This is a genomic window from Salmonella sp. SJTUF14076 (assembly GCF_015534835.1).
In the GTDB taxonomy this organism is placed as follows: Bacteria; Pseudomonadota; Gammaproteobacteria; order Enterobacterales; family Enterobacteriaceae; genus Salmonella; species Salmonella enterica.
This window is the reverse complement of record NZ_CP064674.1, coordinates 4,159,742-4,184,927: the sequence shown is the minus strand read 5'-3', so window position 1 is coordinate 4,184,927 and position 25,186 is coordinate 4,159,742. Positions and strand designations below refer to the sequence as shown.

General features: G+C 52.9%; 33 protein-coding genes and 1 pseudogene. 25 read left to right on the top strand and 9 right to left on the bottom strand.

From position 1 onward, the window contains the following. The first annotated feature begins 84 nt into the window (after positions 1-84). The 9 genes and pseudogenes from rlmB to HU143_RS20160 all read left to right on the top strand — a co-directional run bounded on the left by rlmB (position 85) and on the right by HU143_RS20160 (position 6,909). The gene (gene rlmB, locus HU143_RS20195; protein WP_001293274.1) at positions 85-816 is read left to right on the top strand and encodes a 23S rRNA (guanosine(2251)-2'-O)-methyltransferase RlmB; all 732 of its coding nucleotides are present in this window, start codon (positions 85-87) and stop codon (positions 814-816) included. Between the two features lie 131 nt (positions 817-947). Further along, positions 948-1,352 (top strand): YjfI family protein, encoded by a 405-nt coding sequence (locus tag HU143_RS20190; protein WP_001621793.1) that lies wholly within the window; start codon positions 948-950, stop codon positions 1,350-1,352. A gap of 14 nt (positions 1,353-1,366) precedes the next feature. Then, the gene (locus HU143_RS20185; RefSeq protein ID WP_000511974.1) at positions 1,367-2,065 is read left to right on the top strand and encodes a PspA/IM30 family protein; all 699 of its coding nucleotides are present in this window, start codon (positions 1,367-1,369) and stop codon (positions 2,063-2,065) included. Continuing rightward, a pseudogene (locus tag HU143_RS24660) lies at positions 2,065-2,166 on the top strand (hypothetical protein); the annotation flags it as partial. The gene HU143_RS20185 and the pseudogene HU143_RS24660, both read left to right, overlap by 1 nt. Before the next feature lie 122 nt (positions 2,167-2,288). Then, positions 2,289-2,972, top strand: coding sequence for a YjfK family protein (locus HU143_RS20180; protein WP_072162159.1), 684 nt, complete (start codon positions 2,289-2,291; stop codon positions 2,970-2,972). Between the two features lie 17 nt (positions 2,973-2,989). Beyond that, positions 2,990-3,388: a DUF350 domain-containing protein gene (locus HU143_RS20175; protein WP_000547737.1), complete on the top strand. Its 399-nt coding sequence runs from the start codon at positions 2,990-2,992 to the stop codon at positions 3,386-3,388. A 9-nt stretch (positions 3,389-3,397) separates the two neighbouring features. Beyond that, positions 3,398-4,036, top strand: coding sequence for a DUF1190 domain-containing protein (locus tag HU143_RS20170; protein ID WP_001085605.1), 639 nt, complete (start codon positions 3,398-3,400; stop codon positions 4,034-4,036). Between the two features lie 2 nt (positions 4,037-4,038). Next, positions 4,039-5,202, top strand: coding sequence for a glutathionylspermidine synthase family protein (locus HU143_RS20165; protein WP_000943942.1), 1,164 nt, complete (start codon positions 4,039-4,041; stop codon positions 5,200-5,202). Positions 5,203-5,286: 84 nt separating this feature from the next. Next, a complete protein-coding gene (locus tag HU143_RS20160; RefSeq protein WP_000118964.1) occupies positions 5,287-6,909 on the top strand; it encodes an isovaleryl-CoA dehydrogenase in 1,623 nt (540 codons plus the stop codon). Positions 6,910-6,953: 44 nt separating this feature from the next. On the opposite strand, the gene yjfN is transcribed toward HU143_RS20160, so the two are convergent. After that, positions 6,954-7,229: a DUF1471 family protease activator YjfN gene (gene yjfN, locus HU143_RS20155; RefSeq protein WP_001518964.1), complete on the bottom strand. Its 276-nt coding sequence runs from the start codon at positions 7,227-7,229 to the stop codon at positions 6,954-6,956. Between the two features lie 130 nt (positions 7,230-7,359). Continuing rightward, the gene (gene bsmA, locus HU143_RS20150) at positions 7,360-7,689 is read right to left on the bottom strand and encodes a biofilm peroxide resistance protein BsmA (RefSeq protein ID WP_000586836.1); all 330 of its coding nucleotides are present in this window, start codon (positions 7,687-7,689) and stop codon (positions 7,360-7,362) included. 183 nt (positions 7,690-7,872) lie between these two features. Here bsmA and yjfP point away from each other — a divergent pair, with 183 nt between their 5' ends. Then, a complete protein-coding gene (gene yjfP / locus HU143_RS20145) occupies positions 7,873-8,622 on the top strand; it encodes an esterase (protein WP_000560304.1) in 750 nt (249 codons plus the stop codon). On the opposite strand, the gene ulaR is transcribed toward yjfP, so the two are convergent. Then, a complete protein-coding gene (gene ulaR, locus HU143_RS20140; protein WP_000133618.1) occupies positions 8,619-9,374 on the bottom strand; it encodes an HTH-type transcriptional regulator UlaR in 756 nt (251 codons plus the stop codon). The two genes, yjfP and ulaR, sit on opposite strands and share 4 nt — an antisense overlap. A gap of 103 nt (positions 9,375-9,477) precedes the next feature. Beyond that, complete coding sequence (gene ulaG, locus HU143_RS20135) at positions 9,478-10,542, bottom strand: L-ascorbate 6-phosphate lactonase (protein ID WP_000049161.1); 1,065 nt, start codon at positions 10,540-10,542, stop codon at positions 9,478-9,480. A 362-nt stretch (positions 10,543-10,904) separates the two neighbouring features. Here ulaG and ulaA point away from each other — a divergent pair, with 362 nt between their 5' ends. Genes ulaA through HU143_RS20105 form a run of 6 tightly spaced genes read left to right on the top strand, consistent with a single transcriptional unit; the run spans position 10,905 to position 15,311 of the window. Beyond that, positions 10,905-12,302 (top strand): PTS ascorbate transporter subunit IIC, encoded by a 1,398-nt coding sequence (ulaA, locus tag HU143_RS20130; RefSeq protein ID WP_023226967.1) that lies wholly within the window; start codon positions 10,905-10,907, stop codon positions 12,300-12,302. A 15-nt stretch (positions 12,303-12,317) separates the two neighbouring features. Further along, positions 12,318-12,623, top strand: coding sequence for a PTS ascorbate transporter subunit IIB (gene ulaB / locus HU143_RS20125; protein ID WP_000218357.1), 306 nt, complete (start codon positions 12,318-12,320; stop codon positions 12,621-12,623). A gap of 9 nt (positions 12,624-12,632) precedes the next feature. After that, a complete protein-coding gene (ulaC, locus tag HU143_RS20120; protein ID WP_000776531.1) occupies positions 12,633-13,097 on the top strand; it encodes a PTS ascorbate transporter subunit IIA in 465 nt (154 codons plus the stop codon). Positions 13,098-13,110: 13 nt separating this feature from the next. Beyond that, positions 13,111-13,761, top strand: coding sequence for a 3-keto-L-gulonate-6-phosphate decarboxylase UlaD (ulaD, locus tag HU143_RS20115; protein WP_000056761.1), 651 nt, complete (start codon positions 13,111-13,113; stop codon positions 13,759-13,761). A gap of 9 nt (positions 13,762-13,770) precedes the next feature. Beyond that, positions 13,771-14,625, top strand: coding sequence for an L-ribulose-5-phosphate 3-epimerase UlaE (ulaE, locus tag HU143_RS20110; protein WP_000949529.1), 855 nt, complete (start codon positions 13,771-13,773; stop codon positions 14,623-14,625). Further along, positions 14,625-15,311 carry an L-ribulose-5-phosphate 4-epimerase gene (locus HU143_RS20105; protein WP_001170772.1) on the top strand — a complete coding sequence of 229 codons (687 nt, stop codon included), beginning with the start codon at positions 14,625-14,627 and terminating at the stop codon, positions 15,309-15,311. Before ulaE ends, HU143_RS20105 begins: the two co-directional genes overlap by 1 nt. Positions 15,312-15,439: 128 nt before the next feature. Here the strand turns inward: HU143_RS20105 and yjfY are convergent, their stop codons facing one another. Continuing rightward, a complete protein-coding gene (yjfY, locus tag HU143_RS20100; RefSeq protein WP_023226968.1) occupies positions 15,440-15,715 on the bottom strand; it encodes a DUF1471 family protein YjfY in 276 nt (91 codons plus the stop codon). A gap of 169 nt (positions 15,716-15,884) precedes the next feature. Between yjfY and HU143_RS20095 the strand changes: the two genes are divergently transcribed. From HU143_RS20095 to HU143_RS20070, 6 genes are all read left to right on the top strand, one after another. Continuing rightward, the gene (locus HU143_RS20095) at positions 15,885-16,115 is read left to right on the top strand and encodes a hypothetical protein (protein ID WP_024148172.1); all 231 of its coding nucleotides are present in this window, start codon (positions 15,885-15,887) and stop codon (positions 16,113-16,115) included. A 70-nt stretch (positions 16,116-16,185) separates the two neighbouring features. Then, complete coding sequence (gene rpsF / locus HU143_RS20090; RefSeq protein WP_001216673.1) at positions 16,186-16,581, top strand: 30S ribosomal protein S6; 396 nt, start codon at positions 16,186-16,188, stop codon at positions 16,579-16,581. A 6-nt stretch (positions 16,582-16,587) separates the two neighbouring features. Further along, on the top strand, positions 16,588-16,902 hold the full coding sequence (gene priB / locus HU143_RS20085) for a primosomal replication protein N (RefSeq protein WP_001519453.1): 315 nt from the start codon (positions 16,588-16,590) through the stop codon (positions 16,900-16,902). Between the two features lie 4 nt (positions 16,903-16,906). Further along, complete coding sequence (gene rpsR, locus HU143_RS20080) at positions 16,907-17,134, top strand: 30S ribosomal protein S18 (protein WP_000135199.1); 228 nt, start codon at positions 16,907-16,909, stop codon at positions 17,132-17,134. Positions 17,135-17,175: 41 nt separating this feature from the next. Then, the gene (gene rplI, locus HU143_RS20075) at positions 17,176-17,625 is read left to right on the top strand and encodes a 50S ribosomal protein L9 (RefSeq protein WP_001196065.1); all 450 of its coding nucleotides are present in this window, start codon (positions 17,176-17,178) and stop codon (positions 17,623-17,625) included. 147 nt (positions 17,626-17,772) lie between these two features. Continuing rightward, positions 17,773-18,699 carry a DMT family transporter gene (locus tag HU143_RS20070; protein WP_023226969.1) on the top strand — a complete coding sequence of 309 codons (927 nt, stop codon included), beginning with the start codon at positions 17,773-17,775 and terminating at the stop codon, positions 18,697-18,699. A 49-nt stretch (positions 18,700-18,748) separates the two neighbouring features. On the opposite strand, the gene HU143_RS20065 is transcribed toward HU143_RS20070, so the two are convergent. Further along, complete coding sequence (locus HU143_RS20065; protein ID WP_023226970.1) at positions 18,749-19,384, bottom strand: LysM-like peptidoglycan-binding domain-containing protein; 636 nt, start codon at positions 19,382-19,384, stop codon at positions 18,749-18,751. 219 nt (positions 19,385-19,603) lie between these two features. Here HU143_RS20065 and fklB point away from each other — a divergent pair, with 219 nt between their 5' ends. Together fklB and cycA are read left to right on the top strand one after the other, a co-directional pair. Next, positions 19,604-20,224, top strand: a complete 621-nt coding sequence (gene fklB, locus HU143_RS20060; protein WP_000235161.1) for an FKBP-type peptidyl-prolyl cis-trans isomerase — start codon at positions 19,604-19,606, stop codon at positions 20,222-20,224. A gap of 295 nt (positions 20,225-20,519) precedes the next feature. Then, positions 20,520-21,929 (top strand): D-serine/D-alanine/glycine transporter, encoded by a 1,410-nt coding sequence (gene cycA / locus HU143_RS20055; RefSeq protein WP_023217940.1) that lies wholly within the window; start codon positions 20,520-20,522, stop codon positions 21,927-21,929. A gap of 111 nt (positions 21,930-22,040) precedes the next feature. Here cycA and ytfE read toward each other — a convergent pair whose 3' ends face one another. From ytfE to HU143_RS20040, 3 genes are all read right to left on the bottom strand, one after another. Next, on the bottom strand, positions 22,041-22,703 hold the full coding sequence (gene ytfE, locus HU143_RS20050) for an iron-sulfur cluster repair protein YtfE (RefSeq protein ID WP_023226971.1): 663 nt from the start codon (positions 22,701-22,703) through the stop codon (positions 22,041-22,043). 102 nt (positions 22,704-22,805) lie between these two features. After that, a complete protein-coding gene (locus HU143_RS20045) occupies positions 22,806-23,771 on the bottom strand; it encodes a DMT family transporter (protein ID WP_023226972.1) in 966 nt (321 codons plus the stop codon). Between the two features lie 80 nt (positions 23,772-23,851). Further along, positions 23,852-24,700 carry an SDR family oxidoreductase gene (locus tag HU143_RS20040; RefSeq protein WP_000560616.1) on the bottom strand — a complete coding sequence of 283 codons (849 nt, stop codon included), beginning with the start codon at positions 24,698-24,700 and terminating at the stop codon, positions 23,852-23,854. An 87-nt stretch (positions 24,701-24,787) separates the two neighbouring features. Here HU143_RS20040 and HU143_RS20035 point away from each other — a divergent pair, with 87 nt between their 5' ends. Continuing rightward, complete coding sequence (locus HU143_RS20035; protein WP_001201297.1) at positions 24,788-25,174, top strand: winged helix-turn-helix transcriptional regulator; 387 nt, start codon at positions 24,788-24,790, stop codon at positions 25,172-25,174. Positions 25,175-25,186: the final 12 nt, after the last annotated feature.

Here is a 25,186-nt window from a genome sequence, read left to right as displayed (position 1 = left end):
CCCTCTTCAAACAGAAGAGGGTGAATTATCTGTAGGCCGGGCAAGCGTAGCGCCCCCGGCAAAACGTAAACAACGAGTACATTAATGAGCGAAATGATTTACGGCATCCACGCAGTGCAGGCCCTGCTGGAGCGCGCCCCTGAACGTTTTCAGGAAGTCTTTATTTTAAAAGGCCGTGAAGATAAACGTCTGTTGCCGCTGATTCACGCCCTTGAGTCCCAGGGCGTTGTTATCCAGCTGGCAAACCGCCAATATCTCGACGAGAAAAGCGACGGTGCCGTGCATCAGGGTATTATCGCTCGCGTGAAACCAGGCCGGCAGTATCAGGAAAACGATCTGCCGGATCTGATCGCATTACACGATCGCCCTTTTTTGTTGATCCTCGATGGCGTCACCGATCCGCATAATCTTGGCGCCTGTCTGCGCAGCGCCGATGCTGCAGGCGTACATGCGGTAATCGTGCCGAAAGACCGCTCCGCGCAACTTAACGCGACGGCGAAGAAAGTCGCCTGCGGCGCAGCGGAAAGCGTGCCGTTGATCCGCGTCACCAACCTGGCGCGCACGATGCGCATGTTGCAGGAAGAGAATATCTGGATTGTCGGAACGGCGGGCGAGGCTGACCATACGCTGTATCAGAGCAAAATGCCTGGCCGCATGGCGCTGGTCATGGGCGCAGAAGGTGAAGGTATGCGTCGTCTGACCCGTGAGCACTGCGATGAGCTGATCAGCATTCCTATGGCCGGTAGCGTGTCATCGCTGAATGTCTCTGTGGCGACCGGGATTTGTCTGTTTGAAGCCGTTCGCCAGCGTACCTGACGCTAATAGTATTTTTTAAGAAAAAACCATCCATAATCGGATGGTTTTTTTTTATCTTTGGCTGGTAATATAAAAAGCAAAACCTACCCTGTAACTCCCTTTATTTATAAAAAAGAGATAGAGATAATAATATGGCATGGACTCCACGGACGCTGGCGGATGCGTTAAACAACATCGCCGAATTAGATATTGATATAGAAAATAATGAATCTTCATTAATAATAAAAATGAATGATTATGGCGATTTACCACTGACGGTTTTATTTACCTCGCAACAAATAGTTATCGAGACTTATATCTGTCCGGTAAATACGATTAGAGATACCGCGGAATTTAATCTTTTCTTGCTGAGAAATCAGAAGGTTTTACCGCTGTCTTCGGTCGGTATTACCCAGGTAAAACAGGAGGAATATTATGTCGCTTTTGGCGCGTTGTCGTTAAATTCGTCGCTTGCCGACGTGACGCTGGAAATCACCACGCTTGTAGAAAATGCGTTGGATATCGCTGAAATAACACAAGTCTATTCACAGGAATAATACAGGCGGCTTACATGGGAATTTTAAAAAGTTTGTTTACATTAGGTAAATCATTCGTTGCTCAGGCAGAAGACGCCATTGATGAAGCGCAGGGTGTACGTATGCTGGAGCAGCATATTCGCGACGCAAAAGCCGAGCTGGATAAAGCGGGTAAATCCAGAGTGGATTTATTGGCGCGGGTGAAGTTAAGCCATGACAAGCTGAATGATTTACGTGAGCGTAAAGCCAGCCTTGAAACACGGGCGTTGGCGGCAATGAGTAAGAATGTCGACGCCGCTTTACTCAACGAAGTGGCGGAAGAAATAGCCCGTCTGGAAAATGCCATTCTTGCCGAAGAACAGGTGCTGACTAATCTGGAAGCCTCTCGTGATGCGGTGGAGAAGGCCGTAACGGCGACAGGCCAGCGGATTGCGCAGTTTGAGCAGCAACTTGAAGTGGTTAAGGCGACAGAAGCCATGCAGCGCGCGCAGCAGGCGGTGACGACCTCGACCGTCGGAGCCGCGTCGAATGTGTCTACGGCGGCGGAGTCGCTTAAACGTTTACAAACGCGTCAGGCTGAACGCCAGGCCCGGCTGGATGCCGCCGCGCAGCTGGAAAAAGTCGCCGATGGACGCGACCTGGATGAAAAACTGGCGCAGGCGGGTATTGGCGCAACCAATAAAAGCAATGCTCAGGATGTGTTGGCGCGTTTACAGCGTCAACAAGGCGAATAATGCTCTTTACGTGGATTGTCAAAACCTGCCAGCGTCATTTGTCCAGACTGACCTGGCCCGCTTTGCTGGGCCTGTTTATCGGGCAGTATCTGCTTTGTTATCGGTAGCGCGAAAGCGCTCTACCGTGCTGAGCTTCGTCGCTTTCATACGAGACGGCACATGAATGCGCGATCTCAAATGGCATTATGCCCAACGACAATCGCATTCTGGCTGAAGAGGTCGCATGGCAAGAGATAGAGGTTCCCCTATGATGCAATTTTTTCAGCGTTTGCTCGGTAAAACAAGCGCGCCAGCGCCGATTCGCGGACCATTAGGATTACATCTTAACGCCGGTTTCACGCTGGATACGCTGGCATTTCGGCTACTGGAGTCGTCGTTGCTGGTGGCGCTACCGGGTGAAAAATACACTGTCGCGGCAGCGAGTCGCATAGATTTAGGCGGCGGCAGTCAGATTTTTCGCTACTACACCTCTGGCGATGAGTTTCTACAAATTAACACCACTGGCGGCACGGATGTTGACGACATTGATGACATCAAACTTTTTGTATATGAGGAAAGTTTCGGTATTAACGAGGAACGTCACTGGCGTTCAGCCATTGCGTCAGCGGCAATAGGGCCGATGACGCTCAACTGGCAAGAACGGCGCTGGCAGCGCTTTTTTAACCATGAAGAGCCGGGCAATATTGAACCTGTCTACATGCTGGAAAAGGTTGAAAATCAGCAGGCAGAGAAATGGGACGTTCACAATTTTACGATGGGCTTCCAGCGCCAGGTGACGGATGACGCCTGGGAGTATCTTCTATTGAACGGGGAAGAATCATTTAATGAGCGCGGTGAGCCTGAATGGGTGTTTTCACGCGCCCTCGGCGTGGATATCCCGCTCACTTCACTGACGGTTATTGGTTAAGCACATACAGGGAAATTATGCATATACTGGACGCATTACTGGCTTTCTGCGCCTATTTTTTTATTGGCGCGGCAATGGTCATTGTATTTCTTTTTATTTACTCAAAGATAACGCCGCATAATGAATGGCAGCTGATAAAAAATAACAATACTGCGGCATCGCTGGCCTTTAGTGGTACGTTGCTGGGCTATGTCATCCCCTTATCCAGCGCGGCGATAAACTCGGTCAGTATCCCGGACTATTTTGCCTGGGGCGGCATTGCGCTGGTGATTCAACTGCTGATTTATGGTTGCGTAAGGTTATACATGCCTACGCTGAGCGAAAAAATTATTCATCACAACGTGGCGGCGGGGCTATTTATGGGAACCGCAGCGCTGGCTGGCGGTATTTTTAACGCTGCCTGTATGACATGGTAACGGAAGATCATGGCAAAAAAACGAAAATCCAGAAGCACATCCGGCGTAGGCCATTCGGCAATAAGACGGATAGCCGAACCGGTCAATCCCTTTGAGCGGCAACGAAATCGCTACACGCCAAAATACCTGACGCTGGCGATTATGGGCGGAGCGGCCTTTTTTCTCCTGAAAGGGTACGGTGACGGCAGCAATAGTGACAACGACGGCGATGGGACGTTTTACGCCACGGTGAACGACTGTATTGACGATGGCAATAGCGCCAGCGTTTGCGCTGACGGCTGGAATAATGCGAAAACAGAATTTTACGCTAATGTGCCTAAGCAATTGACGCAGGAGCGCTGTCAGTCGCAGTTTGGCGATTGCTACTTTGATATCACCGAGCGGAGCTGGGTTCCGGTATTAAGCGGCTTTTTACTCAGCCGCGCGATTCGCCAGAACCGTGACGAACAATATATCTATAGCAGCGGCGGTTCATCCTACGTCTCCCGTCCCGTCTGGCGCACCACATCCGGCGATTATGCGTGGCGCAGCGGCACAGGGAAAAGCGATACCGCGACCAGCCCTGGTTATATCACACGGAAAGCGTCCACCGTCTCCCGCGGCGGCTATGGCCGTTCTTCCAGCGCCCGCGGGCACTGGGGAGGCTAACCATGCTACGACATAACGTACCGGTACGCCGGGATCTGGATAAGATCGCATGCGATCACGGTTTTGACTTTCATGTTATCGATAACGAAATTTACTGGGATGAAAGCCGGGCCTACCGTTTTACATTACGGCAAATTGAAGAACAGATCGAAAAACCGACCGCAGAGCTTCATCAGATGTGTTTGGAGATTGTCGAGCGGGCCGTCCGGGATGAGCAGATCATGCAGCAGCTGGCGATCCCGCCATTGTACTGGGATGTCATCGCCGAAAGTTGGCGCAGCCGCGATCCTTCGCTTTACGGGCGGATGGATTTCGTCTGGTGCGGCAAAGATCCGGTTAAATTGCTGGAATACAATGCGGATACGCCGACGTCGCTCTATGAGTCCTCCTACTTTCAATGGCTATGGCTGGAGGATGCTCGTCGTAGCGGCGCCATCCCGCGTGATGCCGATCAATACAACGCGATACAGGAGCGGCTGATCGCCCGCTTCAGCGAGCTGTACAGTCGGGAACCGCTCTACTTTTGCTGTTGCGAAGATACCGACGAAGATCGCACGACGGTGCTGTACCTTCAGGATTGCGCGCAGCAGGCGGGCCAGGAAACGCGATTTATCTATATTGAAGAACTGGGGCTTGGCGTAGGCGGTGTGCTGACCGATCTGGACGATAACGTGATTCGCCGCGCCTTTAAGCTCTACCCGCTGGAATGGATGATGCGCGATGACAACGGCCCGCTGTTGCGAAAACGTCGTGAGCAATGGATTGAGCCATTGTGGAAAAGTATTCTGAGTAACAAAGGGCTGTTGCCGTTATTGTGGCGCTTTTTCCCTGGCCATCCGAATCTTCTGCCGGCCTGGTTTGAGGGCGAAAAATCGCTCGCAGCGCCAGGCGAAAGCAGCGTACGGAAGCCGATTTATTCACGTGAAGGCGGCAACGTCACGATTTTCGACGAGCGGCAAAATGTTATCGATCATGCCGACGGCGACTACGCTGACGAGCCGATGATTTACCAGGCGTTTCAGCCTTTGCCGCGCTTTGGCGATAGCTATACGCTGATTGGCAGTTGGATCATTGACGATGAAGCCTCCGGGATGGGGATTCGCGAGGACAATACGCTAATTACCAAAGACACTTCCCGTTTCGTCCCACATTATATTGCCGGTTAATCATACTTTTGTGATCTTGCTCCGGCGTCAATGGCGCAGTCATGACCATACTTGACTTCAGCGCCATTGAAGGAGGGATACACCATGTCCTGGCAAACACATACCGTCTTTAATCAACCTGCTCCGCTCAATAACAGTAACTTATTCCTGTCTGATGGCGCGCTGTGTGAAGCGGTTTCCCGGGAAGGCGCGGGATGGGATAGCGATCTTCTCGCCAGCATTGGCCAACAACTGGGAACGGCGGAATCACTGGAGCTGGGTCGTCTGGCGAACGCGCATCCTCCTGAGTTGCTGCGTTACGATCCCCAGGGACAGCGCCTGGATGACGTTCGCTTTCACCCCGCCTGGCACCTGTTGATGCAGGGGCTTTGCGCTAATAGGGTACATAACCTGGCCTGGGAGGAAGAGGCAAGGGCGGGAAGTTTTGTCGCCCGGGCGGCGCGTTTTGTATTACATGCTCAGGTAGAAGCGGGAACACTCTGTCCTGTCACGATGACCTTTGCCGCGACGCCGTTGCTATTGCAGATGCTTCCCGCCACTTTCCATGACTGGCTGGCGCCGCTGCGCAGCGATCGCTACGATTCGCATTTGCTGCCGGGCGGGCAAAAACGGGGCCTGCTTATCGGCATGGGAATGACGGAAAAGCAGGGCGGATCTGACGTACTCAGTAATACGACCCACGCGGAGCGGCTGGCGGATGATTCATATCGGCTGGTGGGACATAAATGGTTTTTCTCTGTGCCGCAAAGTGATGCGCACCTCGTGCTGGCGCAGGCAAAAGGAGGACTATCCTGTTTCTTTGTGCCGCGTTTCCTGCCAGACGGGCAACGGAACTCTGTTCGTCTTGAGCGCCTGAAAGATAAACTCGGTAATCGATCTAATGCCAGCGCCGAGGTCGAGTTTCAGGATGCCGTCGGCTGGCGGCTGGGAGAAGAGGGCGAAGGGATTCGGCATATCTTAAAGATGGGCGGTATGACGCGTCTTGACTGCGCGCTCGGGAGTCATGGCTTAATGCGGCGTGCGTTTTCAGTCGCCATTTACCATGCTCATCAGCGTCAGGCTTTTGGTAAGCCGCTGATCGAACAACCGTTGATGCGACAAACCTTAAGTCGTATGGCGCTATGCCTGGAGGGGCAGACGGCGCTTTTGTTTCGGCTGGCGCGCGCCTGGGAGCAACGTCGCGAGGCGAAAGAGGCATTATGGGCGCGATTATTCACGCCAGCGGCGAAATTCGCCATCTGTAAGCAGGGAATCCCTTTTGTGGCTGAGGCGATGGAGGTGCTCGGCGGGATGGGGTATTGCGAAGAGAGCGAACTCCCGCGCCTGTACCGTGAAATGCCGGTGAACAGTATCTGGGAAGGTTCCGGCAATATCATGTGTCTGGATGTACTTCGGGTGCTGACAAAACAACACGGCGTCTATGACGTATTGAGTGAAGCTTTTGCGGAAGTCAAAGGTCAGGATCGCCATTACGACCGCGCGGTACGTCAGCTACAGCAACGTTTACGCAAACCGGACGAAGCAATGGGCAGAGAGATTACGCAGCAGCTTTTCTTGCTGGGGTGCGGAGCGGAAATGCTGCGTCATGCCTCGCCGCCGCTGGCGCAAGCGTGGTGTCAGATGATGCTGGATACACGCGGCGAAATGCCGCTGCCTGCCCAAGTGCAAAATGATTTACTGTTAAGGGCGACCGGGGGACTGCGGTAACGTTTGGCCTGTAGTACATGCCATCCGGCGCGAGCCACGCGGCATCAGGCATAGAGTATCGCCTGTACGCGCCAGTTATCCGACTGTTGTTCTTCATACATTTGAATAATTCTGTACCAGGACGCACCCTGTTCATCGGCTTTCAGGGCGATAATCCGCTCCACATCCTGTGGGTTTCCTGCAACATTACTGACCGAGATCAGGCCGATTTCATTCAGACCCGTTACGCAGTCAGCACTGGCGAATTCGGCAGACTGTGCCGTCGTACTCACCAGTCCGGCAGAAAGCAGCAGTGAGGATAAGGCAAGTTCTTGTTTCATCGTCAGCTCCTTATTACATACCCCGCATTTAACAGGACGCTCCATCACGGTAAACCTGTTTGTTTATTGTGCACAGGTAAACGCATAGGGGCGCAAAGCAATGTAAAACTGACTAAAAATCAATCTACTGTTATTGACGATACAAAATGGCTTGTGAATACCACTGGCCGGTTACAACCGTTTCATCAACCATTAAGATAACGTAATAATCGGCTTTCGCAGCGACGGCTTTCGCTCTGATTTCATCTATTGCATCATCCGGGGAGCCCCGAACCAGCGCGCTTACGGTCCCCATCCGCTGTAGTCCTTGCGTTTGATCGCGACGGATTTCCTGCGGGTGATCGGCGACAGGCGGCGCAGGTTGCGGCGTACCCTGCAGCACGCTACACGCGCTTAATAACAGCGCTGCTATCAATGAAGCAAACCGACGCATAACTCTATCTCGTTTCCTGATAATCATAGTGTAATGCCTTATTGATTTCCCTTTAGGGGGAATGTTCCCGAAGTGTTACCTGTCACGCGATTTTCGAATGAAAACGTTGCGAAAGCGTAACCCAGTTCTCAAACATTATGAATTATTGCGCTATCCATAAACTTGCGTTAAGTATTTCTCCGTGGCATACCGGATAAAAAGGAGAGAATAATGATAGCGATTGAAACACGACAATTAGCCGGAGGCGTCGTACTACATGCCTTCCCGGAAGGGAAACGCGCCGTGCCGCTTCCCTGTGTGGTGTTCTATCATGGCTTCACCTCCTCCAGCCTGGTTTATAGTTATTTTGCCGTTGCCCTGGCACAGGCAGGATTCCGGGTAGTCATGCCGGATGCGCCGGAGCATGGCGCTCGCTTTGGCGGCGACTCACAGGGACGGATACACCGATTCTGGCAGATTCTGCACCAAAACATGCAGGAATTTACGACGTTACGTGCGGCGATTCAGGCGGAAAACTGGCTACTTGACGGGCGGTTAGCGGTGGGCGGCGCATCCATGGGCGGTATGACGGCGCTGGGCATTATGACGCGTCACCGTGAGGTAAAATGCGGGGCCAGTTTAATGGGGTCGGGCTATTTTACCGGGCTCGCCCGGACGCTTTTCCCGCCGTTATCCCCGCAGAACCCGGCACAGCAGGCGGAATTCGACAATATCATCGCGCCGCTACGTGAATGGGAAGTCACACACCAGTTAGAGCGACTGGCCGACAGGCCGCTTCTGTTGTGGCATGGTCAGGAGGATGACGTGGTGCCTGCTATCGAAACCTTCCGGCTCCAGCAGGCACTCGCCGGGGCGAAGCTGGATAAGCATGTGACCTGTTTATGGGCCGCAGGCGTGCGGCATCGCATTACGCCAGAAGCGTTGTCGGCGACGGTAGCGTTTTTCCGACAGCATCTTTAAACGCGGAGTATGCTTACACCCTGGGCTTCAAGCTGTTGCAAAACCTGCGGATTGGCATTTTTGCCGGTAATCAGCATAGCGATCTGATCGGCGCGGCTGAACAGCATCCCCGCGCGCTCGCCAATTTTACTGCTATCGACCAGCGCGACCAGTTTCCCGACGACGCTGAGCATTTTTTGTTCCGCCATGGCGGTTAGCATATCGGTCTTGTACAGGCCATCCGCGGTTAAGCCCTTTCCGCTGGTAAACATCCAGTGGCCAGCATAGAGACTGTTTTCGCTTCCCTGCGGGCTCAGGGTAATCGACTGGCTTTTGTTGTACTGACCCCCCATGATAATCACGCTGTCATGCTCTTGATCGATCAGATAATTCGCCAACGGCAGATAGTTGGTAATGATTTGTACCGGCTTCCCGCACATTTCGCGCCCCAGCAGGAAAGCGGTGGAGCCGCAGTTAATCACTACGCTTTCACCCGGGTTTACCAGCTGCGACGCCGCTTTCGCGATGCGTACTTTTTCATCGTGGTTTTGCGCCTGGTGCAGATTCATCGGCGTCCAGCGGGGCCGTTGTTGGGTAATGGCCTCTGCGCCGTTGCGCACTTTTTTAAGTTTCCCGCTTTCGTCGAGCTTGTTGATGTCGCGGCGCGCTGTCGCCGGGGAGATCCCCAGACGCTCAATCACGTTTTCGACGGTAACAAAGCCCAACTGTGCCAGCATATCCAGCAGTATTTGATGTCTTTGTGCTTCAGTCATGAGCTATTCCGATACAAATTGATTTGAAAAGATGATATTTGAAATAGCCTGGAAATACTAAAGTAAATGGAAAAATGCCGGGTAATCCCGGCATGATATCGACTCACAGGAAGGATTTGAATGGTAGATCGGGTTCAATGGTAAAGCAATCGTCAAAACCACGCGGATAGTGGTATTCGAAATTGTCTTTATCCAACGGCCAGGTAAACTTGCCGCCAACCTGCCAGATAAACGGTTTAAAACCATACTTCAGGCGATCTTTCTTCATTTCCCATAACACGCGGATCTCCTGTGGATCGGCCTGGAAGTTCGACCAGATATCGTGATGGAACGGGATCACCACTTTGGTATTCAGCGATTCCGCCATGCGTAAAATATCCGCGCTGGTCATTTTGTCCGTAATACCGCGCGGGTTTTCACCGTAAGAACCGAGCGCGACATCAATTTGATGTTCGTTGCCGTGTTTCGCGTAGTAGTTGGAATAGTGAGAATCGCCGCTGTGATAGAGATTGCCGCCCGGCGTTTTAAACAGATAGTTAACCGCGCGTACATCCATGCCGTCCGGCAGTACGCCAGCAGCTTTCTGATCGGCGGGCAGGGTGATTAATGCAGTGCGGTCAAAGGCATCAAGCGCATGAATTTCAATATCTTTCACTTTCACGACATCGCCCGGTTTTACCACGATGCAGCGTTCTTTCGGCACGCCCCAGCCAACCCATAAATCCACGCAGGTCTGCGGGCCGATAAACGGAACATCATCGGCGCAATTCTGCATTACGGCAGCCGCGACATTGACGTCAATGTGATCGTTATGGTCGTGGGTCGCCAGGACGGCGTCAATCTGACGGATAGCGAAAGGATCGAGAACAAACGGCGTGGTGCGCAGGTTAGGCTGTAATTTTTTGACGCCAGCCATACGCTGCATCTGGTGGCCAGTTTTCATCAACGGATTACCGTGGCTCTGTTTACCGGTACCGCACCAGAAATCGACGCATACGTTAGTGCCGCCTTCAGATTTTAGCCAGATCCCGGTACAGCCCAGCCACCACATAGCGAACGTACCCGGCGCGACCTGCTCTTGTTCAATCTCTTCGTTCAGCCAGCTTCCCCACTCCGGAAACGTGCTCAGAATCCATGATTCACGCGTGATGCTTTGTACTTTACTCATCGCATTTACCTTCATGTTTGTTCAAAATGGTTCAAAACGTGATTTGTTTTGATTAATCCTGACACTATTTTCTCAAGAAGGCAATGGGCTATTTTTTGACTTTTTGGCAGGAGAGAACGCAGTCAGGAGAAGATTTAATCTTGTCTGGCGTCATGTGAATGTTGGCATCTTTATGATTTTACTTATCTTAATGAAAAAATGAGTTACCTATAAGTAAACCATGTATTAAGTGTGCTAATTATTTGCGCGCTACGTCACATTTAATCAAATTTAATCTTGTTGTGATTACTTTTGAAAATTAAAGTGAAGGGACATTATCCTGAGCGCCTGTGACTCAGCAACCTTATCTGCCGGAGATCGTTATGGAGATCCTCTACAACATCTTTACCATTTTCTTTAATCAGGTAATGACTAATGCCCCGCTATTACTGGGTATTGTGACCTGCCTGGGCTATATCCTGTTGCGCAAAAGCGTCAGCGTGATCATCAAAGGGACGATCAAAACCATCATTGGCTTCATGCTGCTACAGGCCGGGTCCGGCATTCTGACCAGCACCTTTAAACCGGTGGTGGCGAAAATGTCTGAGGTCTACGGCATCAACGGCGCGATTTCCGATACCTATGCTTCGATGATGGCAACGATCGAACGGATGGGCGATGCGTATAGTTGGGTAGGCTACGCGGTGTTGCTCGCGCTGGCGCTGAATATTTGTTACGTCTTGTTGCGACGCATTACCGGTATTCGCACCATCATGTTGACCGGGCACATCATGTTCCAGCAGGCGGGGCTGATTGCGGTCTCTTTCTATATCTTCGGCTATTCCATGTGGACCACCATTATCTGCACGGCGATACTGGTTTCCCTGTACTGGGGTATTACCTCCAACATGATGTACAAGCCGACTCAGGAAGTGACGGACGGCTGCGGTTTCTCCATCGGTCACCAGCAGCAGTTTGCTTCCTGGATTGCCTATAAAGTCGCGCCGTTCCTGGGCAAAAAAGAGGAAAGCGTTGAAGACCTCAAACTGCCGGGCTGGCTGAACATTTTCCATGACAACATCGTCTCCACGGCGATTGTAATGACCATCTTCTTTGGTGCCATTCTGCTCTCTTTTGGTATCGATACCGTACAGGCGATGGCGGGTAAAACCCACTGGACAATCTATATCCTGCAAACCGGTTTCTCCTTTGCGGTGGCGATCTTCATCATCACTCAGGGCGTGCGTATGTTTGTCGCCGAACTCTCTGAGGCCTTTAACGGTATCTCCCAGCGTCTGATTCCGGGCGCAGTACTGGCGATTGACTGTGCGGCTATCTATAGCTTCGCGCCTAACGCCGTGGTCTGGGGCTTTATGTGGGGCACCATCGGCCAGCTGATTGCGGTTGGCATCCTGGTTGCCTGTGGTTCCTCGATCCTGATTATTCCTGGCTTTATCCCGATGTTCTTCTCTAACGCCACTATCGGCGTGTTTGCCAACCACTTTGGCGGCTGGCGTGCGGCGCTGAAAATTTGTCTGGTGATGGGGATGATTGAAATCTTTGGTTGCGTCTGGGCGGTGAAACTCACCGGTATGAGTGCCTGGATGGGTATGGCGGACTGGTCGATTCTGGCGCCGCCGATGATGCAGGGCTTCTTCTCCATCGGTATCGCCTTTATGGCCGTCATCATTGTAATTGCACTGGCTTATATGTTCTTCGCTGGCCGCGCACTGCGCGCAGAAGAAGATGCAGAAAAACAACTGGCAGAACAGTCTGCTTAATAAGGAGTTTTGATTATGACCGTACGTATTCTGGCTGTGTGTGGCAACGGACAGGGCAGTTCCATGATCATGAAAATGAAAGTGGACCAGTTTTTAACCCAATCAAACATTGACCACACGGTAAACAGCTGCGCGGTTGGCGAGTACAAAAGCGAGTTGAGCGGCGCGGATATCATCATCGCTTCTACCCATATTGCAGGCGAAATCAGCGTGACGGGCAACAAATATGTGGTTGGCGTGCGCAACATGCTATCGCCCGCAGACTTCGGCCCGAAATTGCTGGAAGTGATCAAAGCGCATTTTCCACAGGACGTGAAGTAAGGACGCAACATGAAATTACGTGATTCGCTGGCGGAGAATAATTCTATCCGCTTGCAGGCTGAAGCGAATACCTGGCAGGAAGCCGTAAAAATTGGTGTGGATTTGCTGGTGGCGGCAGACGTTGTCGAGCCGCGTTACTACCAGGCGATTCTCGATGGCGTGGAACAGTTCGGCCCTTATTTCGTTATCGCTCCGGGGCTGGCAATGCCGCACGGGCGTCCGGAAGAGGGCGTGAAGAAAACCGGTTTCTCACTGGTGACGCTGAAAAAGCCGCTGGAGTTCAACCACGAAGATAACGATCCGGTCGATATTCTGATCACCATGGCGGCGGTTGATGCCAACACTCACCAGGAAGTGGGCATCATGCAGATCGTCAACCTGTTTGAAGACGAAGCTAATTTTGACCGTTTACGCGCCTGCCGTACCGCGCAGGAAGTCCTGGATCTCATTGACCGCACCAACGCGGCAGCTTAAGAAGGAATTGAACATGTCATTACCAATGTTGCAGGTCGCGCTGGACAACCAGACTATGGATAGCGCCTATGAAACCACTCGCCTGATTGCCGAAGAAGTCGACATTATCGAAGTGGGCACCATTCTGTGCGTGGGCGAAGGCGTGCGTGCGGTTCGCGACCTGAAAGCGCTTTACCCGCACAAAATCGTGCTGGCGGACGCCAAAATTGCCGATGCCGGTAAAATCCTCTCCCGTATGTGTTTCGAAGCCAATGCGGACTGGGTGACCGTGATTTGCTGTGCGGATATCAACACCGCAAAAGGCGCGCTGGATGTGGCGAAAGAGTTCAACGGTGACGTGCAGATCGAACTGACCGGTTACTGGACCTGGGAACAGGCGCAGCAGTGGCGCGATGCGGGCATTCAGCAAGTGGTTTATCACCGCAGCCGCGACGCGCAGGCGGCAGGCGTGGCGTGGGGCGAGGCGGATATTACCGCGATTAAGCGGCTCTCCGATATGGGCTTTAAAGTGACCGTGACCGGCGGACTGGCGCTGGAAGACCTGCCGCTGTTCAAAGGCATTCCGATCCATGTCTTTATCGCGGGGCGCAGCATTCGCGATGCCGAATCGCCGGTAGAAGCCGCACGGCAGTTCAAACGCTCCATTGCCCAACTGTGGGGCTAAGGAGCGGCTATGCTGTCGAAACAAATTCCGCTCGGCATCTATGAAAAAGCGCTCCCTGCCGGGGAGTGCTGGCTGGAGCGCCTGCGGCTGGCGAAAACGCTGGGTTTTGACTTTGTTGAAATGTCGGTGGACGAGACCGACGCCCGACTGGCGCGGCTCGACTGGAGTCGCGAGCAGCGCCTGGCGCTGGTGAGCGCGGTTGCTGAAACCGGCGTGCGCGTGCCGTCCATGTGTCTGAGCGCGCATCGTCGTTTTCCGCTCGGTAGCGAAGATGACGCGGTACGGGCGCAGGGGCTGGAGATTATGCGTAAAGCGATTCAGTTTGCGCAGGACGTCGGGATTCGCGTCATTCAACTGGCGGGGTACGACGTTTACTATCAGCAGGCCAACGACGAAACGCGTTGCCGCTTCCGCGATGGGTTAAAAGAGAGCGTTGATATGGCCAGCCGCGCCCAGGTGACGCTGGCGATGGAGATCATGGATTACCCATTGATGAATTCCATCAGTAAAGCGCTAGGCTATGCTCACTACCTCAATAACCCGTGGTTCCAGCTCTATCCGGATATCGGCAATCTGTCGGCGTGGGATAACGACGTACAGATGGAGCTACAGGCGGGAATCGGGCATATCGTCGCGGTACACGTCAAAGATACTAAACCCGGCGTGTTCAAAAATGTGCCGTTTGGCGAAGGCGTTGTCGATTTCGAACGCTGCTTCGAAACGCTCAAACAGAGTGGTTATTGCGGGCCCTATCTGATTGAGATGTGGAGCGAAACAGCAGAGAACCCGGCGGCAGAAGTGGCGAAAGCGCGTGACTGGGTGAAAGCGCGCATGGCCAAAGCAGGCATGGTGGAGGCGGCATAATGCAAAAGCTCAAGCAGCAGGTATTTGACGCTAACATGGATTTGCCCCGTTATGGACTGGTGACGTTTACCTGGGGCAACGTCAGCGCTATCGATCGCGAACGCGGGCTGGTGGTGATTAAGCCAAGCGGTGTCGCCTATGAAACCATGAAGGTAGATGACATGGTGGTGGTGGATATGGATGGCAAAGTGGTGGAGGGACGTTATCGTCCTTCTTCCGATACCGCTACCCATCTGGCGCTGTATCAACGCTATCCGTCGCTTGGCGGCGTCGTTCATACCCATTCAACCCACGCCACGGCATGGGCGCAGGCGGGGATGGCTATTCCGGCGCTCGGTACCACGCACGCGGACTATTTCTTTGGCGATATTCCTTGTACCAGGGCGTTAAGCGAAGAAGAAGTGCAGGGCGAGTACGAGCTGAACACTGGTAAGGTGATCATCGAAACGCTGGGCGAGGTGGAACCGCTGCATACGCCAGGCATTGTCGTGTATCAACACGGGCCGTTCGCCTGGGGGAAAGATGCGCACGATGCGGTACATAACGCGGTGGTCATGGAGGAAGTGGCGCGAATGGCGTGGATTGCGCGCGGTATTAACCCTGGCCTCAACCCCATCGACGATTATCTGATGAATAAACACTTCATGCGTAAGCATGGCCCGAATGCGTATTACGGGCAGAAGTGAAGTATGAGCTCCGGAATGTGAATATTATCGGGATGTCACAGGTCTAATTCCGGAGCCATCTTTCCGCGAAAAAAGCCCCCTGTTCAGGGGGCAAATCAACTATGGCTTTTTCGTTGGTTTTCCTGATGCTAGCGATAAATATTCGCGCTGGCGTGTATATTGCCATTGCTACCCGGTTCCCGGATAAGTATGACGTGATAATACATTGCGTTTCGCACGTCGGCCTCTTCATTCAGCGCCAGATTGGCTTCACTTTCCGTGGCGAAGTTGTGGTTGATGTAGATTACGCCTAAGCTGCGCACATCATCCATATTTCTGGCCTGATGATTATTTAACTCGATGGCTGCCGTTGCCGTTACGCCAGGCAAAAGCGCAGCCAGAAATAACATTATCCGGGCTCGCATAGAGTACCTCCTCAGCCGCGCGGTCTGGTTGGCGATATCCCCTTTTAGTGAATCGCTTCTGGTTTAATTTTAACCATAACCCGCCGCAGAGATGGCGACCTTTTCTGATGCTGTTGTTCAAAAAATTATCGTATTGTCGTTTTTTATCTGATTAACAACCCATTGATGTATGCCGCTATGTTTAAGAAACCCTGTATGGCAAAAAAGCGCGCTGACCACAGTGTCAATTTCTCTGCCGCAACAGGCCGTTTATAGTGGCATGCGATATGAAGTTAATATCTCAGCAGCAAAATGCGACGGGACAGGCGTTACGTTCGGCACGATAAATAATTGTACAATCACCTTGAGTTTGCCCGCAGGCGCCAGTATTATAACGCGTCATTTTTCAGCCGACCTTTAACACGTTCCTTGCCTCCATGGGCCGCGGCTGACCCAGACAGGAGGCTGAATAATCCGTAAGGAGCAATTCGATGCGTCATTACGAAATCGTTTTTATGGTCCATCCTGACCAGAGCGAACAGGTTCCGGGCATGATCGAGCGTTACTCTGCCGCCATCACTGGCGCAGAAGGCAAGATCCACCGTCTGGAAGACTGGGGCCGCCGTCAGCTGGCTTACCCGATCAACAAACTGCACAAAGCGCACTACGTTCTGATGAACGTTGAAGCGCCGCAGGAAGTGATCGATGAGCTGGAAACTACCTTCCGCTTCAACGATGCCGTTATCCGCAGCATGGTTATGCGTACTAAGCACGCTGTTACCGAAGCATCTCCGATGGTTAAAGCGAAAGACGAGCGCCGTGAGCGTCGCGATGATTTCGCTAACGAAACCGCAGATGATGCTGAAGCTGGGGATTCTGAAGAGTAATTTCTGATGACCAACCGTCTGGCGTTGTCCGGCACCGTGTGCAGGGCCCCCCTTCGAAAGGTCAGTCCATCAGGAATTCCGCATTGCCAGTTCGTGCTTGAGCATCGTTCTGTGCAAGAGGAAGCCGGCTTTCACCGGCAGGCGTGGTGCCAAATGCCCGTTATTGTTAGCGGACACGAAAACCAGGCCATTACTCACAGTATAACGGTCGGCAGCCGCATAACCGTTCAGGGGTTTATTTCTTGCCACAAGGCAAAGAACGGTCTGAGCAAAATGGTTCTGCATGCCGAGCAGATTGAATTGATAGATTCTGGAGACTAGCCATATGGCACGTTATTTCCGTCGTCGCAAGTTCTGCCGTTTCACCGCGGAAGGCGTTCAAGAGATCGACTATAAAGATATCGCTACGCTGAAAAACTACATCACCGAAAGCGGTAAGATTGTCCCAAGCCGTATCACCGGTACCCGTGCAAAATACCAGCGTCAGCTGGCTCGCGCTATCAAACGCGCTCGCTACCTGTCTCTGCTGCCGTACACTGATCGCCATCAGTAATCGGTCACGGTCCATTAATACGACTTTGAGAGGATAAGGTAATGCAAGTTATTCTGCTTGATAAAGTAGCAAACCTGGGTAGCCTGGGTGATCAGGTTAACGTTAAAGCGGGCTATGCTCGTAACTTCCTGGTACCACAGGGTAAAGCTGTTCCGGCTACCAAGAAAAACGTTGAATACTTCGAAGCACGTCGCGCTGAACTGGAAGCTAAACTGGCTGACGTTCTGGCTGCTGCAAATGCACGCGCAGAGAAAATCAACGCCCTGGAAACCGTTACTATCGCGTCTAAAGCAGGCGACGAAGGTAAACTGTTCGGTTCCATCGGTACTCGCGACATCGCTGACGCTGTGACTGCAGCTGGCGTTGACGTGGCTAAGAGCGAAGTTCGTCTGCCGAACGGCGTTCTGCGTACCACTGGCGAACACGAAGTGAACTTCCAGGTTCACAGCGAAGTATTCGCAAAAGTTATCATCAACGTGGTTGCTGAGTAATCAGTCATTCTCGTTTTTGCTAGCAACAAAACGTCGGCCCAGCGCCGGCGTTTTGCTTTTTTAACTCCATCGCTTTTCGACTGGCTATCTCCCCCTCTTTTCGCGATAATTAAAAATAAAACATTATTTTAATTTCTTGGTGAAAGAATGGATACCCAACGCCAGGCCTCCCCGTTTGCCCGCAAAAACGTCGTTTATGTGTGTGCCGCATTTTGTTGCCTGCTATGGGGCGGCGCTTATCCAGCCATCAAAAGCGGTTATGACCTCTTTCAGATAGCCACCGACGATATCCCTTCTAAAATTGTTTTTGCTGGTTATCGTTTTTTGTTTGCGGGTGGGTTGCTGCTACTGTTCGCGCTGCTTCAGCGTAAACCGATTGGTCGGTTTCGTCCGCGCCAGTTTGCTCAGTTGACGTTACTGGGGCTGACCCAGACGTCGCTGCAATATCTCTTTTTCTATATCGGCCTTGCGTTCACCTCCGGCGTGAAAGGCTCAATCATGAACGCGACAGGCACATTCTTCAGCGTATTGCTGGCGCACTTTATTTATCAGAACGACCGATTGAGCTACAACAAAACGCTCGGCTGTATTCTGGGCTTTGCGGGCGTCATGGTGGTGAACGTCAGCAACGGCCTGGATTTCAGCTTTAATCTGCCGGGAGAAGGCTCCGTGGTGCTGGCGGCGTTTATTCTTTCTGCGGCCACGTTGTATGGCAAACGTCTCTCGCAGACGGTCGATCCGATGGTCATGACTGGCTATCAATTGGGGATTGGCGGTCTGGTACTGGTCTTTGGCGGTTACGTTTTTGGCGGTACGCTGACGATACATGGCTTCTCGTCGGTGGCGATTTTAGTCTACCTGACGCTGCTCTCGTCGGTCGCTTTTGCGCTATGGAGCATTTTACTCAAATATAATCGCGTGGGGATGATTGCGCCGTTTAACTTTCTGATCCCGGTTTCCGGCGCGGCTCTTTCGGCTATTTTTCTCGGCGAGAATATATTGGAGTGGAAATACATGATTGCGCTGGTGCTGGTGTGTTCGGGGATTTGGTGGGTGAATAAGGTGAAGCGGTAATGCTTCACCTGAACGAATAGGGTATAGGCGGGGTAAGGCGTAGCCGGCGTTACTGTGCGCGAATAAAACTGCCGTCAGGCTGACGCGTAAACAGCACCTGTTGACCGTTATCACCATCTATCGTTAAACCTGTCACCACCCCGCTGACATTCTGGCGAATTTTAATCATTTGACCATTTTTGAGATTACTCAGCGGTTTGCCAGCGCCTTCTACCTGCGCCATTGCATAAACGTCTGTCGGGGGCAGCCCGTGGTCACGGAACAGTTGCGCCAGAGTTTTACCAGACTCTACCCGGTACGAGCGCCACTGTTGACCGATGCCGCTATCCTGCTGGAAAGGCTGCGTCTGCGGCTGGTTTTGTTCTTCCGGCTGGCCTTCCTGGATAGGTTCCGGCGCAACGGGCGCCACCTGATCCGGATCGTTTTGCGGCGCGACCAGCTGCGCCTGAAGCTGGGCCTCCGTCGGCGGCTGTGATTGCGATTGCAGATCCAATTGCGCTTCCCGCGTGACGACAGGCGAGTCGCTGGTCTCGCTGGCGGGCAGCAGGAAACCGATCACCAGCACGATAGCGGCAATGATAATGCCACGACGATGCATAGGCGGCAGCGGCTCCATGATGCGAAAATTATCCGGCGCGTGCCAGATTTTCGCCAGGGTTGGTTTTAATTCAAAGCGCCCGGGCATGGTTTACCTCCTGCTCCGCATCTCGTTCCTTAATCATAGAGTATAGATGGCTAACGCTATGATACTGGTAGTGCTATCCGCTTTCGTGACATCAATACGGATAATCTATTGTTTCTTTTTCCCTGCGATTTGTCATCCTCCCTGAGACAAAGTTTTACCAGAAGAAGCGTGGCTGTTATGCTGCCCGCTACTTTTTTGATATCCGATGAAGGAAAAATAATGGCCACCCCGACTTTTGACACTATTGAAGCGCAAGCGAGCTACGGCATTGGTTTGCAGGTAGGGCAGCAGCTCAGCGAATCCGGTCTTGAAGGGCTATTGCCTGAAGCGCTGGTTGCAGGTATTGCTGATGCGCTGGAAGGTAAACACCCGGCGGTTCCTGTTGATGTGGTGCATCGTGCGCTGCGTGAAATTCATGAGCGTGCGGACGCGGTGCGTCGTGAGCGTTTCAAAGCAATGGCGGCCGAAGGCGTGAAATACCTGGAAGAAAACCGCGAAAAAGACGGTGTGAACAGTACTGAATCTGGTTTACAGTTCCGCGTTCTGACGCAGGGCGAAGGCGCGATTCCGGCGCGTACCGACCGTGTACGCGTGCATTACACCGGTAAGCTTATTGATGGCACCGTATTTGACAGCTCCGTCGCGCGCGGCGAACCGGCTGAATTCCCGGTAAATGGCGTGATCGCCGGCTGGATTGAAGCGCTGACTCTGATGCCGGTAGGTTCCAAATGGGAACTAACTATTCCACAGGAGCTGGCCTATGGCGAGCGTGGGGCCGGGGCATCTATTCCGCCATTCAGCACCCTGGTGTTTGAAGTGGAACTGCTGGAAATTCTCTAAGCGCCCCTAGTTTGCCGGATGGCGGCGTAAAGGCCTTATCCGGCAACCCTGACTTCAGTAGATGCCAATATTTTATTTTGCAAATGGCGTCGTTACGTGTATTTTTGTGAGCTAATTCGCATTATCAAAGTGATATAACACTCATTTTAAACATAAAATTAACATTGTATTTGAATCTGAGTATTCATCCCGCCGATTCTTACCTAATATCGATGAGTCCTGATAACAGGATCGTCGTATCATAGACCAAAGGCCGTAGAGCCCGCACAACACAGACAGGTACAGGAAGAAAAACATGGTAGATCAGGTAAAAGTCGCAGCCGACGAACAGGCTCCGGCTGAACAGTCGCTACGGCGCAATCTTACAAACCGTCATATACAGCTTATCGCTATTGGCGGCGCTATTGGTACCGGTCTGTTTATGGGATCGGGTAAAACGATCAGTCTCGCCGGACCGTCGATCATTTTTGTGTATATGATCATCGGTTTTATGCTTTTTTTCGTGATGCGCGCCATGGGGGAATTGCTGCTCTCGAATCTGGAATATAAATCGTTTAGCGATTTTGCTTCCGACCTGCTTGGCCCCTGGGCGGGATATTTCACCGGCTGGACGTACTGGTTTTGCTGGGTAGTGACCGGTATGGCTGACGTGGTGGCGATTACCGCCTACGCGCAGTTCTGGTTTCCCGGCCTTTCCGATTGGGTCGCCTCGCTGGCGGTAGTGGTCCTGCTGCTAAGCCTCAACCTCGCCACCGTTAAAATGTTTGGTGAAATGGAATTTTGGTTTGCTATGGTCAAAATCGTCGCCATCGTGGCGTTGATTGTGGTCGGGTTGGTGATGATTGCGATGCACTTTAAATCGCCGACCGGCGTTGAAGCGTCTTTCGCGCATCTGTGGAATGACGGCGGCTGGTTCCCGAAAGGTATTAGCGGGTTCTTTGCCGGTTTCCAGATTGCGGTGTTCGCCTTCGTGGGCATTGAGCTGGTCGGTACTACCGCCGCAGAAACTAAAGATCCGGAAAAATCGCTGCCGCGCGCGATCAACTCAATACCGATCCGTATCATCATGTTCTACGTCTTTGCGCTGATTGTCATTATGTCGGTGACGCCGTGGAGTTCCGTGGTGCCGGATAAGAGCCCGTTTGTTGAGCTGTTTGTACTGGTGGGTCTGCCTGCCGCCGCGAGCGTGATCAACTTTGTTGTGCTGACCTCGGCGGCGTCTTCCGCCAACAGCGGCGTCTTCTCGACCAGCCGTATGCTGTTTGGCCTGGCGCAAGAAGGCGTGGCGCCAAAAGCGTTCGCTAAGCTATCGAAACGCGCGGTACCGGCGAAAGGCCTGACCTTCTCCTGTATCTGCCTGCTGGGCGGCGTGGTTATGCTGATGGTCAACCCGAGCGTGATTGGCGCATTCACCATGATCACTACGGTTTCGGCCATCCTGTTTATGTTTGTCTGGACCATCATTCTGTGTTCATACCTGGTGTACCGCAAAAAGCGTCCCCACCTGCATGAAAAATCCATCTATAAGATGCCGCTCGGTAAGCTGATGTGCTGGGTCTGCATGGCGTTCTTTGCGTTCGTGCTGGTATTGCTGACGCTGGAAGATGATACGCGCCAGGCGCTGATCGTGACGCCGCTGTGGTTTATCGCGTTGGGTCTGGGCTGGCTGTTGATAGGTAAGAAACGGATGGCGGGAATGCGTTAATTGTTTTGCCCGGTGGCGCTGGCGCTTACCGGGCTTACAGCGTAGCGTTGATTTGGAGGCCGGATAAGGCGCCGTTTACAGCCGCCATCCGGCAAAATGCCCGGCTGGCGATTATTCTCCGGCCAGTGCGCGTGGGAACAGCACGTTATTCTCCAGGCTGATGTGCTCCATCAGATCATCAATCATCTCATTAATGCCGTTATACATCGTTTTCCAGGTGGTGCAGGCTTCTGGCGGCGGCGTTACATTTTGGGTGACGTGTTTGATGACGTCTACCAGCTCTCCCGCCTCGTCATGCTCGCTTTCCATTACGCTTATCGGGCCCGTTGCCTGGCGACCCATACCCTGTTTGATCATGGGGAACAGGATCTGTTCTTCTTTCATCATATGGCTGGAAAGCTCTTCATGCAGCGCGGTGAGATATTTTGTCAGGCCGCGTGGGACGTTTGGCTTATCCGCGTGAACGCGTTCCACTTTGGTTGCCTGCAGGATAAGCTCCGGCAGTTGTTCGCGGTGTCGATCATGATAGCGCACAACGATATGGTCAATAATGTCCGCCAGCGGAACGGCGCGCCAGTCTTTTTCGATGGGCTGTTCAGCCAATTGCGCCAGTTGCGCTTCAATGATGTCAATATCGACGTCGTGACGCGCGGCGGCGCGCGCCAGCGTCTGTTTTCCACCGCAGCAGTAATCCATATCGTACTGGCGAAACAGCGCCGATGCGCGGGGAATAGAGAGCGCCAGTTCGCCTAAAGGTTGATCGCGATAAGCCATAGCCGTTACCTCATTTGCAATAATATAAGTTGTATTTTAAATGCATCTTTAAGGCGAGGCTATAACTCTTTCGGGGTGCGTATAATTTAAGCGAGTATGAAATTAGCGTTCCGTGACCGGAACGACGGTCGCTTTTTCCGGTTTCGCTCTCACGGCAATGACCACGCCCGCCACCAGGAGCGCAATGCCGCTTAACGTCAGGAATGGCGGGATTTCCTGGCGCAGAATGAAGGTATAGAGCAGTCCTGCCAACGTTTCAAAAACAATCAGCGGCCCTAAAATAACGGTTGGCAATTTTTGGCTGGCGATATTCCAGCACAACGCGCCCACCCAGGAACACAGCACCGCGATGGCGATCATCAGACCGATAAACAGCGCGGGATGCGGGCCAAAGGGCAGGGTAAACATCGGGTTCTGGATACTCAGCCACAGACAGGTTGCCGCATAGCCGATTAACGAGACCGGCAGCGTAACCAGCGCCTGCGCCGTTGCCCACATCATGGGATGTTTGTCGGGATTTTCCCGCAGCCAGCGGGCGTTGCGCAGCGCATACCATGCCCAGCACGCTACGGAAATCAGCGCCAGCACAATGCCTGAACCATAGCGCCAGCCGCTAACATCGGACAATCCCTGGCTAAGTTCAGCAATATTGACGCACAGCAGGCCAAAACCGATAAGCGCCAGCGCGGGCGCTAAACGCCGCCAGGATAATCTGCCGTCTCGTTGGCTATAGAGAACGTTAGCGAAAAGCGGAATGACGACCGGCAATGTCCCGATGATCATCGTCGAAACCGGCGCGCCGGTTCGCTGAATGGCGCTGGCGAGGCAGGCGTAATAGATTACATTGCCCATCAGAGTCAGCGACAGGGCGGTGAACCAGTCTTTGCGCGTCAACTGGCGTAACCGCGTGCGGCCTAACCAGGCAATTGGCAGGGCAATCAGCCCCAGCGCCAGATAGCGTCCCATTGACTGTAAGAGGGCCGGGTAATCCGGCACGATTAACGGGCCGACGAAAATCAATCCCCACATTAGCCCTGCCAGCAGGGCGTATAGCACGCCGCTAATCATCAGATTCTCCTCATAAACCGTTCCGTCATTATCTGAGATGGTCTATGAGGATGCTACATAAATTAACTAAATTTTAACACTTACAGTACGGAGCGAAGGCTTTCTGTGAGCGTCGTCGTCGGGCGACCGATGAGTTTACGCAGCGTATGGCTGTCATCAAACAGGCCGCCTTTCGCCGCGCCAGCGTCAGAATTGGCCAACATATCCGCCAGTCCGTCAGGCAGGCCTGCGCCTTTCAGCGCGGCGGCAAAATCGACTTCGCTCAGGTTCTGGTAGACGATTTTTTTTCCGCTCTGATGAGTAAGTTCATCCGCCAACTGGCTTAATGTCCAGGCGTCATCACCCGCCAGCTCGTAGACATTCCCGGCGTGACCCTCTTCACGGATGACGCGCGCGGCGGCGGCGGCATAGTCAGCGCGCATTGCGGAGGCGATTTTCCCTTCTCCCGCCGCGCCAATAAAGACGCCATGCTTCAGCGCGGCAGGGACGCTCGCCAGGTAGTTTTCCGTATACCAGCCGTTACGTAATAGCGTGTGAGGAATACCTGACTCAGCCAGCATTTTTTCCGTTTCAATATGTTCATCGGCGAGCGCCAGCGGCGATTTATCCGCATGTAGCAGGCTGGTATAGGCGATGAATTTCACCTTCGCGGCAATGGCGGCCTGAATAACGTTGCGGTGCTGCGCGGTGCGTTGTCCCACTTCGCTGGATGAAATGAGCAGCAGTTTATCAACGCCCTGTAAGGCGGTGGTCAGCGCGGCTTCGTTAGCGTAATCCGCCTGGCGAACGGCGATCCCGCGTTGACTGAGCGGGGCGGCTTTTTTCGGGTTACGGACGATTGCGACGAGGTGACTGGCGGGCGTCGTTTTTAACAGGTTTTCAATAACGTGTTGGCCCAGTTGGCCCGTTGCGCCGGTGATAGCAATCATGGTGAACTCCTCAGTGTTGGTCTTGTGTTTTATTACGCTACCACCTAAACTTACTTTTAGTAAGTACGTACAAAAAGGTAAGTATCAATGCGCGCTCATACTCTTTCCCGGCAGTTGCGTGAAGGTAATCTCTTTGCTGAACAGTGCCCGTCCCGTGAGGTGTTAAAGCATGTCACCAGTCGCTGGGGCGTACTGATTCTGGTCGCGTTACGCGACGGTACACACCGTTTTAGCGACCTGCGCCGCAAGATGGGAGGCGTGAGTGAAAAGATGCTGGCGCAGTCGTTACAGGCGCTTGAACAGGACGGATTTCTTAACCGGGTGTCATATCCAGTTGTTCCGCCGCATGTGGAGTACAGCCTGACGCCGCTTGGCGAGCAGGTGAGCGATAAAGTCGCCGCGCTGGCGGACTGGATAGAACTGAATTTGCCCCAGGTATTGGCGCAGCGGGAGCGTTTATCAGATGGCGGCTAGCGCTTTATTCGG

Coding starts and splice junctions, on each gene's coding strand:
- HU143_RS20045 (WP_023226972.1), bottom strand. CDS start 23,771: ATGATTAGCGGCGTGCTATACGCCCTGCTGGCAGGGCTAATGTGGGGA.
- bsmA (WP_000586836.1), bottom strand. CDS start 7,689: ATGATTATCAGGAAACGAGATAGAGTTATGCGTCGGTTTGCTTCATTG.
- cycA (WP_023217940.1), top strand. CDS start 20,520: ATGGTAGATCAGGTAAAAGTCGCAGCCGACGAACAGGCTCCGGCTGAA.
- yjfP (WP_000560304.1), top strand. CDS start 7,873: ATGATAGCGATTGAAACACGACAATTAGCCGGAGGCGTCGTACTACAT.
- HU143_RS20165 (WP_000943942.1), top strand. CDS start 4,039: ATGCTACGACATAACGTACCGGTACGCCGGGATCTGGATAAGATCGCA.
- HU143_RS20105 (WP_001170772.1), top strand. CDS start 14,625: ATGCAAAAGCTCAAGCAGCAGGTATTTGACGCTAACATGGATTTGCCC.
- HU143_RS20065 (WP_023226970.1), bottom strand. CDS start 19,384: ATGCCCGGGCGCTTTGAATTAAAACCAACCCTGGCGAAAATCTGGCAC.
- ulaB (WP_000218357.1), top strand. CDS start 12,318: ATGACCGTACGTATTCTGGCTGTGTGTGGCAACGGACAGGGCAGTTCC.
- HU143_RS20190 (WP_001621793.1), top strand. CDS start 948: ATGGCATGGACTCCACGGACGCTGGCGGATGCGTTAAACAACATCGCC.
- HU143_RS20180 (WP_072162159.1), top strand. CDS start 2,289: ATGGCAAGAGATAGAGGTTCCCCTATGATGCAATTTTTTCAGCGTTTG.
- rplI (WP_001196065.1), top strand. CDS start 17,176: ATGCAAGTTATTCTGCTTGATAAAGTAGCAAACCTGGGTAGCCTGGGT.
- ulaA (WP_023226967.1), top strand. CDS start 10,905: ATGGAGATCCTCTACAACATCTTTACCATTTTCTTTAATCAGGTAATG.
- HU143_RS20170 (WP_001085605.1), top strand. CDS start 3,398: ATGGCAAAAAAACGAAAATCCAGAAGCACATCCGGCGTAGGCCATTCG.
- yjfN (WP_001518964.1), bottom strand. CDS start 7,229: ATGAAACAAGAACTTGCCTTATCCTCACTGCTGCTTTCTGCCGGACTG.
- HU143_RS20185 (WP_000511974.1), top strand. CDS start 1,367: ATGGGAATTTTAAAAAGTTTGTTTACATTAGGTAAATCATTCGTTGCT.
- HU143_RS20095 (WP_024148172.1), top strand. CDS start 15,885: ATGCCGCTATGTTTAAGAAACCCTGTATGGCAAAAAAGCGCGCTGACC.
- rpsF (WP_001216673.1), top strand. CDS start 16,186: ATGCGTCATTACGAAATCGTTTTTATGGTCCATCCTGACCAGAGCGAA.
- ulaG (WP_000049161.1), bottom strand. CDS start 10,542: ATGAGTAAAGTACAAAGCATCACGCGTGAATCATGGATTCTGAGCACG.
- ytfE (WP_023226971.1), bottom strand. CDS start 22,703: ATGGCTTATCGCGATCAACCTTTAGGCGAACTGGCGCTCTCTATTCCC.
- priB (WP_001519453.1), top strand. CDS start 16,588: ATGACCAACCGTCTGGCGTTGTCCGGCACCGTGTGCAGGGCCCCCCTT.
- rpsR (WP_000135199.1), top strand. CDS start 16,907: ATGGCACGTTATTTCCGTCGTCGCAAGTTCTGCCGTTTCACCGCGGAA.
- ulaR (WP_000133618.1), bottom strand. CDS start 9,374: ATGACTGAAGCACAAAGACATCAAATACTGCTGGATATGCTGGCACAG.
- ulaC (WP_000776531.1), top strand. CDS start 12,633: ATGAAATTACGTGATTCGCTGGCGGAGAATAATTCTATCCGCTTGCAG.
- ulaE (WP_000949529.1), top strand. CDS start 13,771: ATGCTGTCGAAACAAATTCCGCTCGGCATCTATGAAAAAGCGCTCCCT.
- HU143_RS20035 (WP_001201297.1), top strand. CDS start 24,788: ATGCGCGCTCATACTCTTTCCCGGCAGTTGCGTGAAGGTAATCTCTTT.
- HU143_RS20175 (WP_000547737.1), top strand. CDS start 2,990: ATGCATATACTGGACGCATTACTGGCTTTCTGCGCCTATTTTTTTATT.
- fklB (WP_000235161.1), top strand. CDS start 19,604: ATGGCCACCCCGACTTTTGACACTATTGAAGCGCAAGCGAGCTACGGC.
- yjfY (WP_023226968.1), bottom strand. CDS start 15,715: ATGCGAGCCCGGATAATGTTATTTCTGGCTGCGCTTTTGCCTGGCGTA.
- HU143_RS20070 (WP_023226969.1), top strand. CDS start 17,773: ATGGATACCCAACGCCAGGCCTCCCCGTTTGCCCGCAAAAACGTCGTT.
- rlmB (WP_001293274.1), top strand. CDS start 85: ATGAGCGAAATGATTTACGGCATCCACGCAGTGCAGGCCCTGCTGGAG.
- HU143_RS20040 (WP_000560616.1), bottom strand. CDS start 24,700: ATGATTGCTATCACCGGCGCAACGGGCCAACTGGGCCAACACGTTATT.
- ulaD (WP_000056761.1), top strand. CDS start 13,111: ATGTCATTACCAATGTTGCAGGTCGCGCTGGACAACCAGACTATGGAT.
- HU143_RS20160 (WP_000118964.1), top strand. CDS start 5,287: ATGTCCTGGCAAACACATACCGTCTTTAATCAACCTGCTCCGCTCAAT.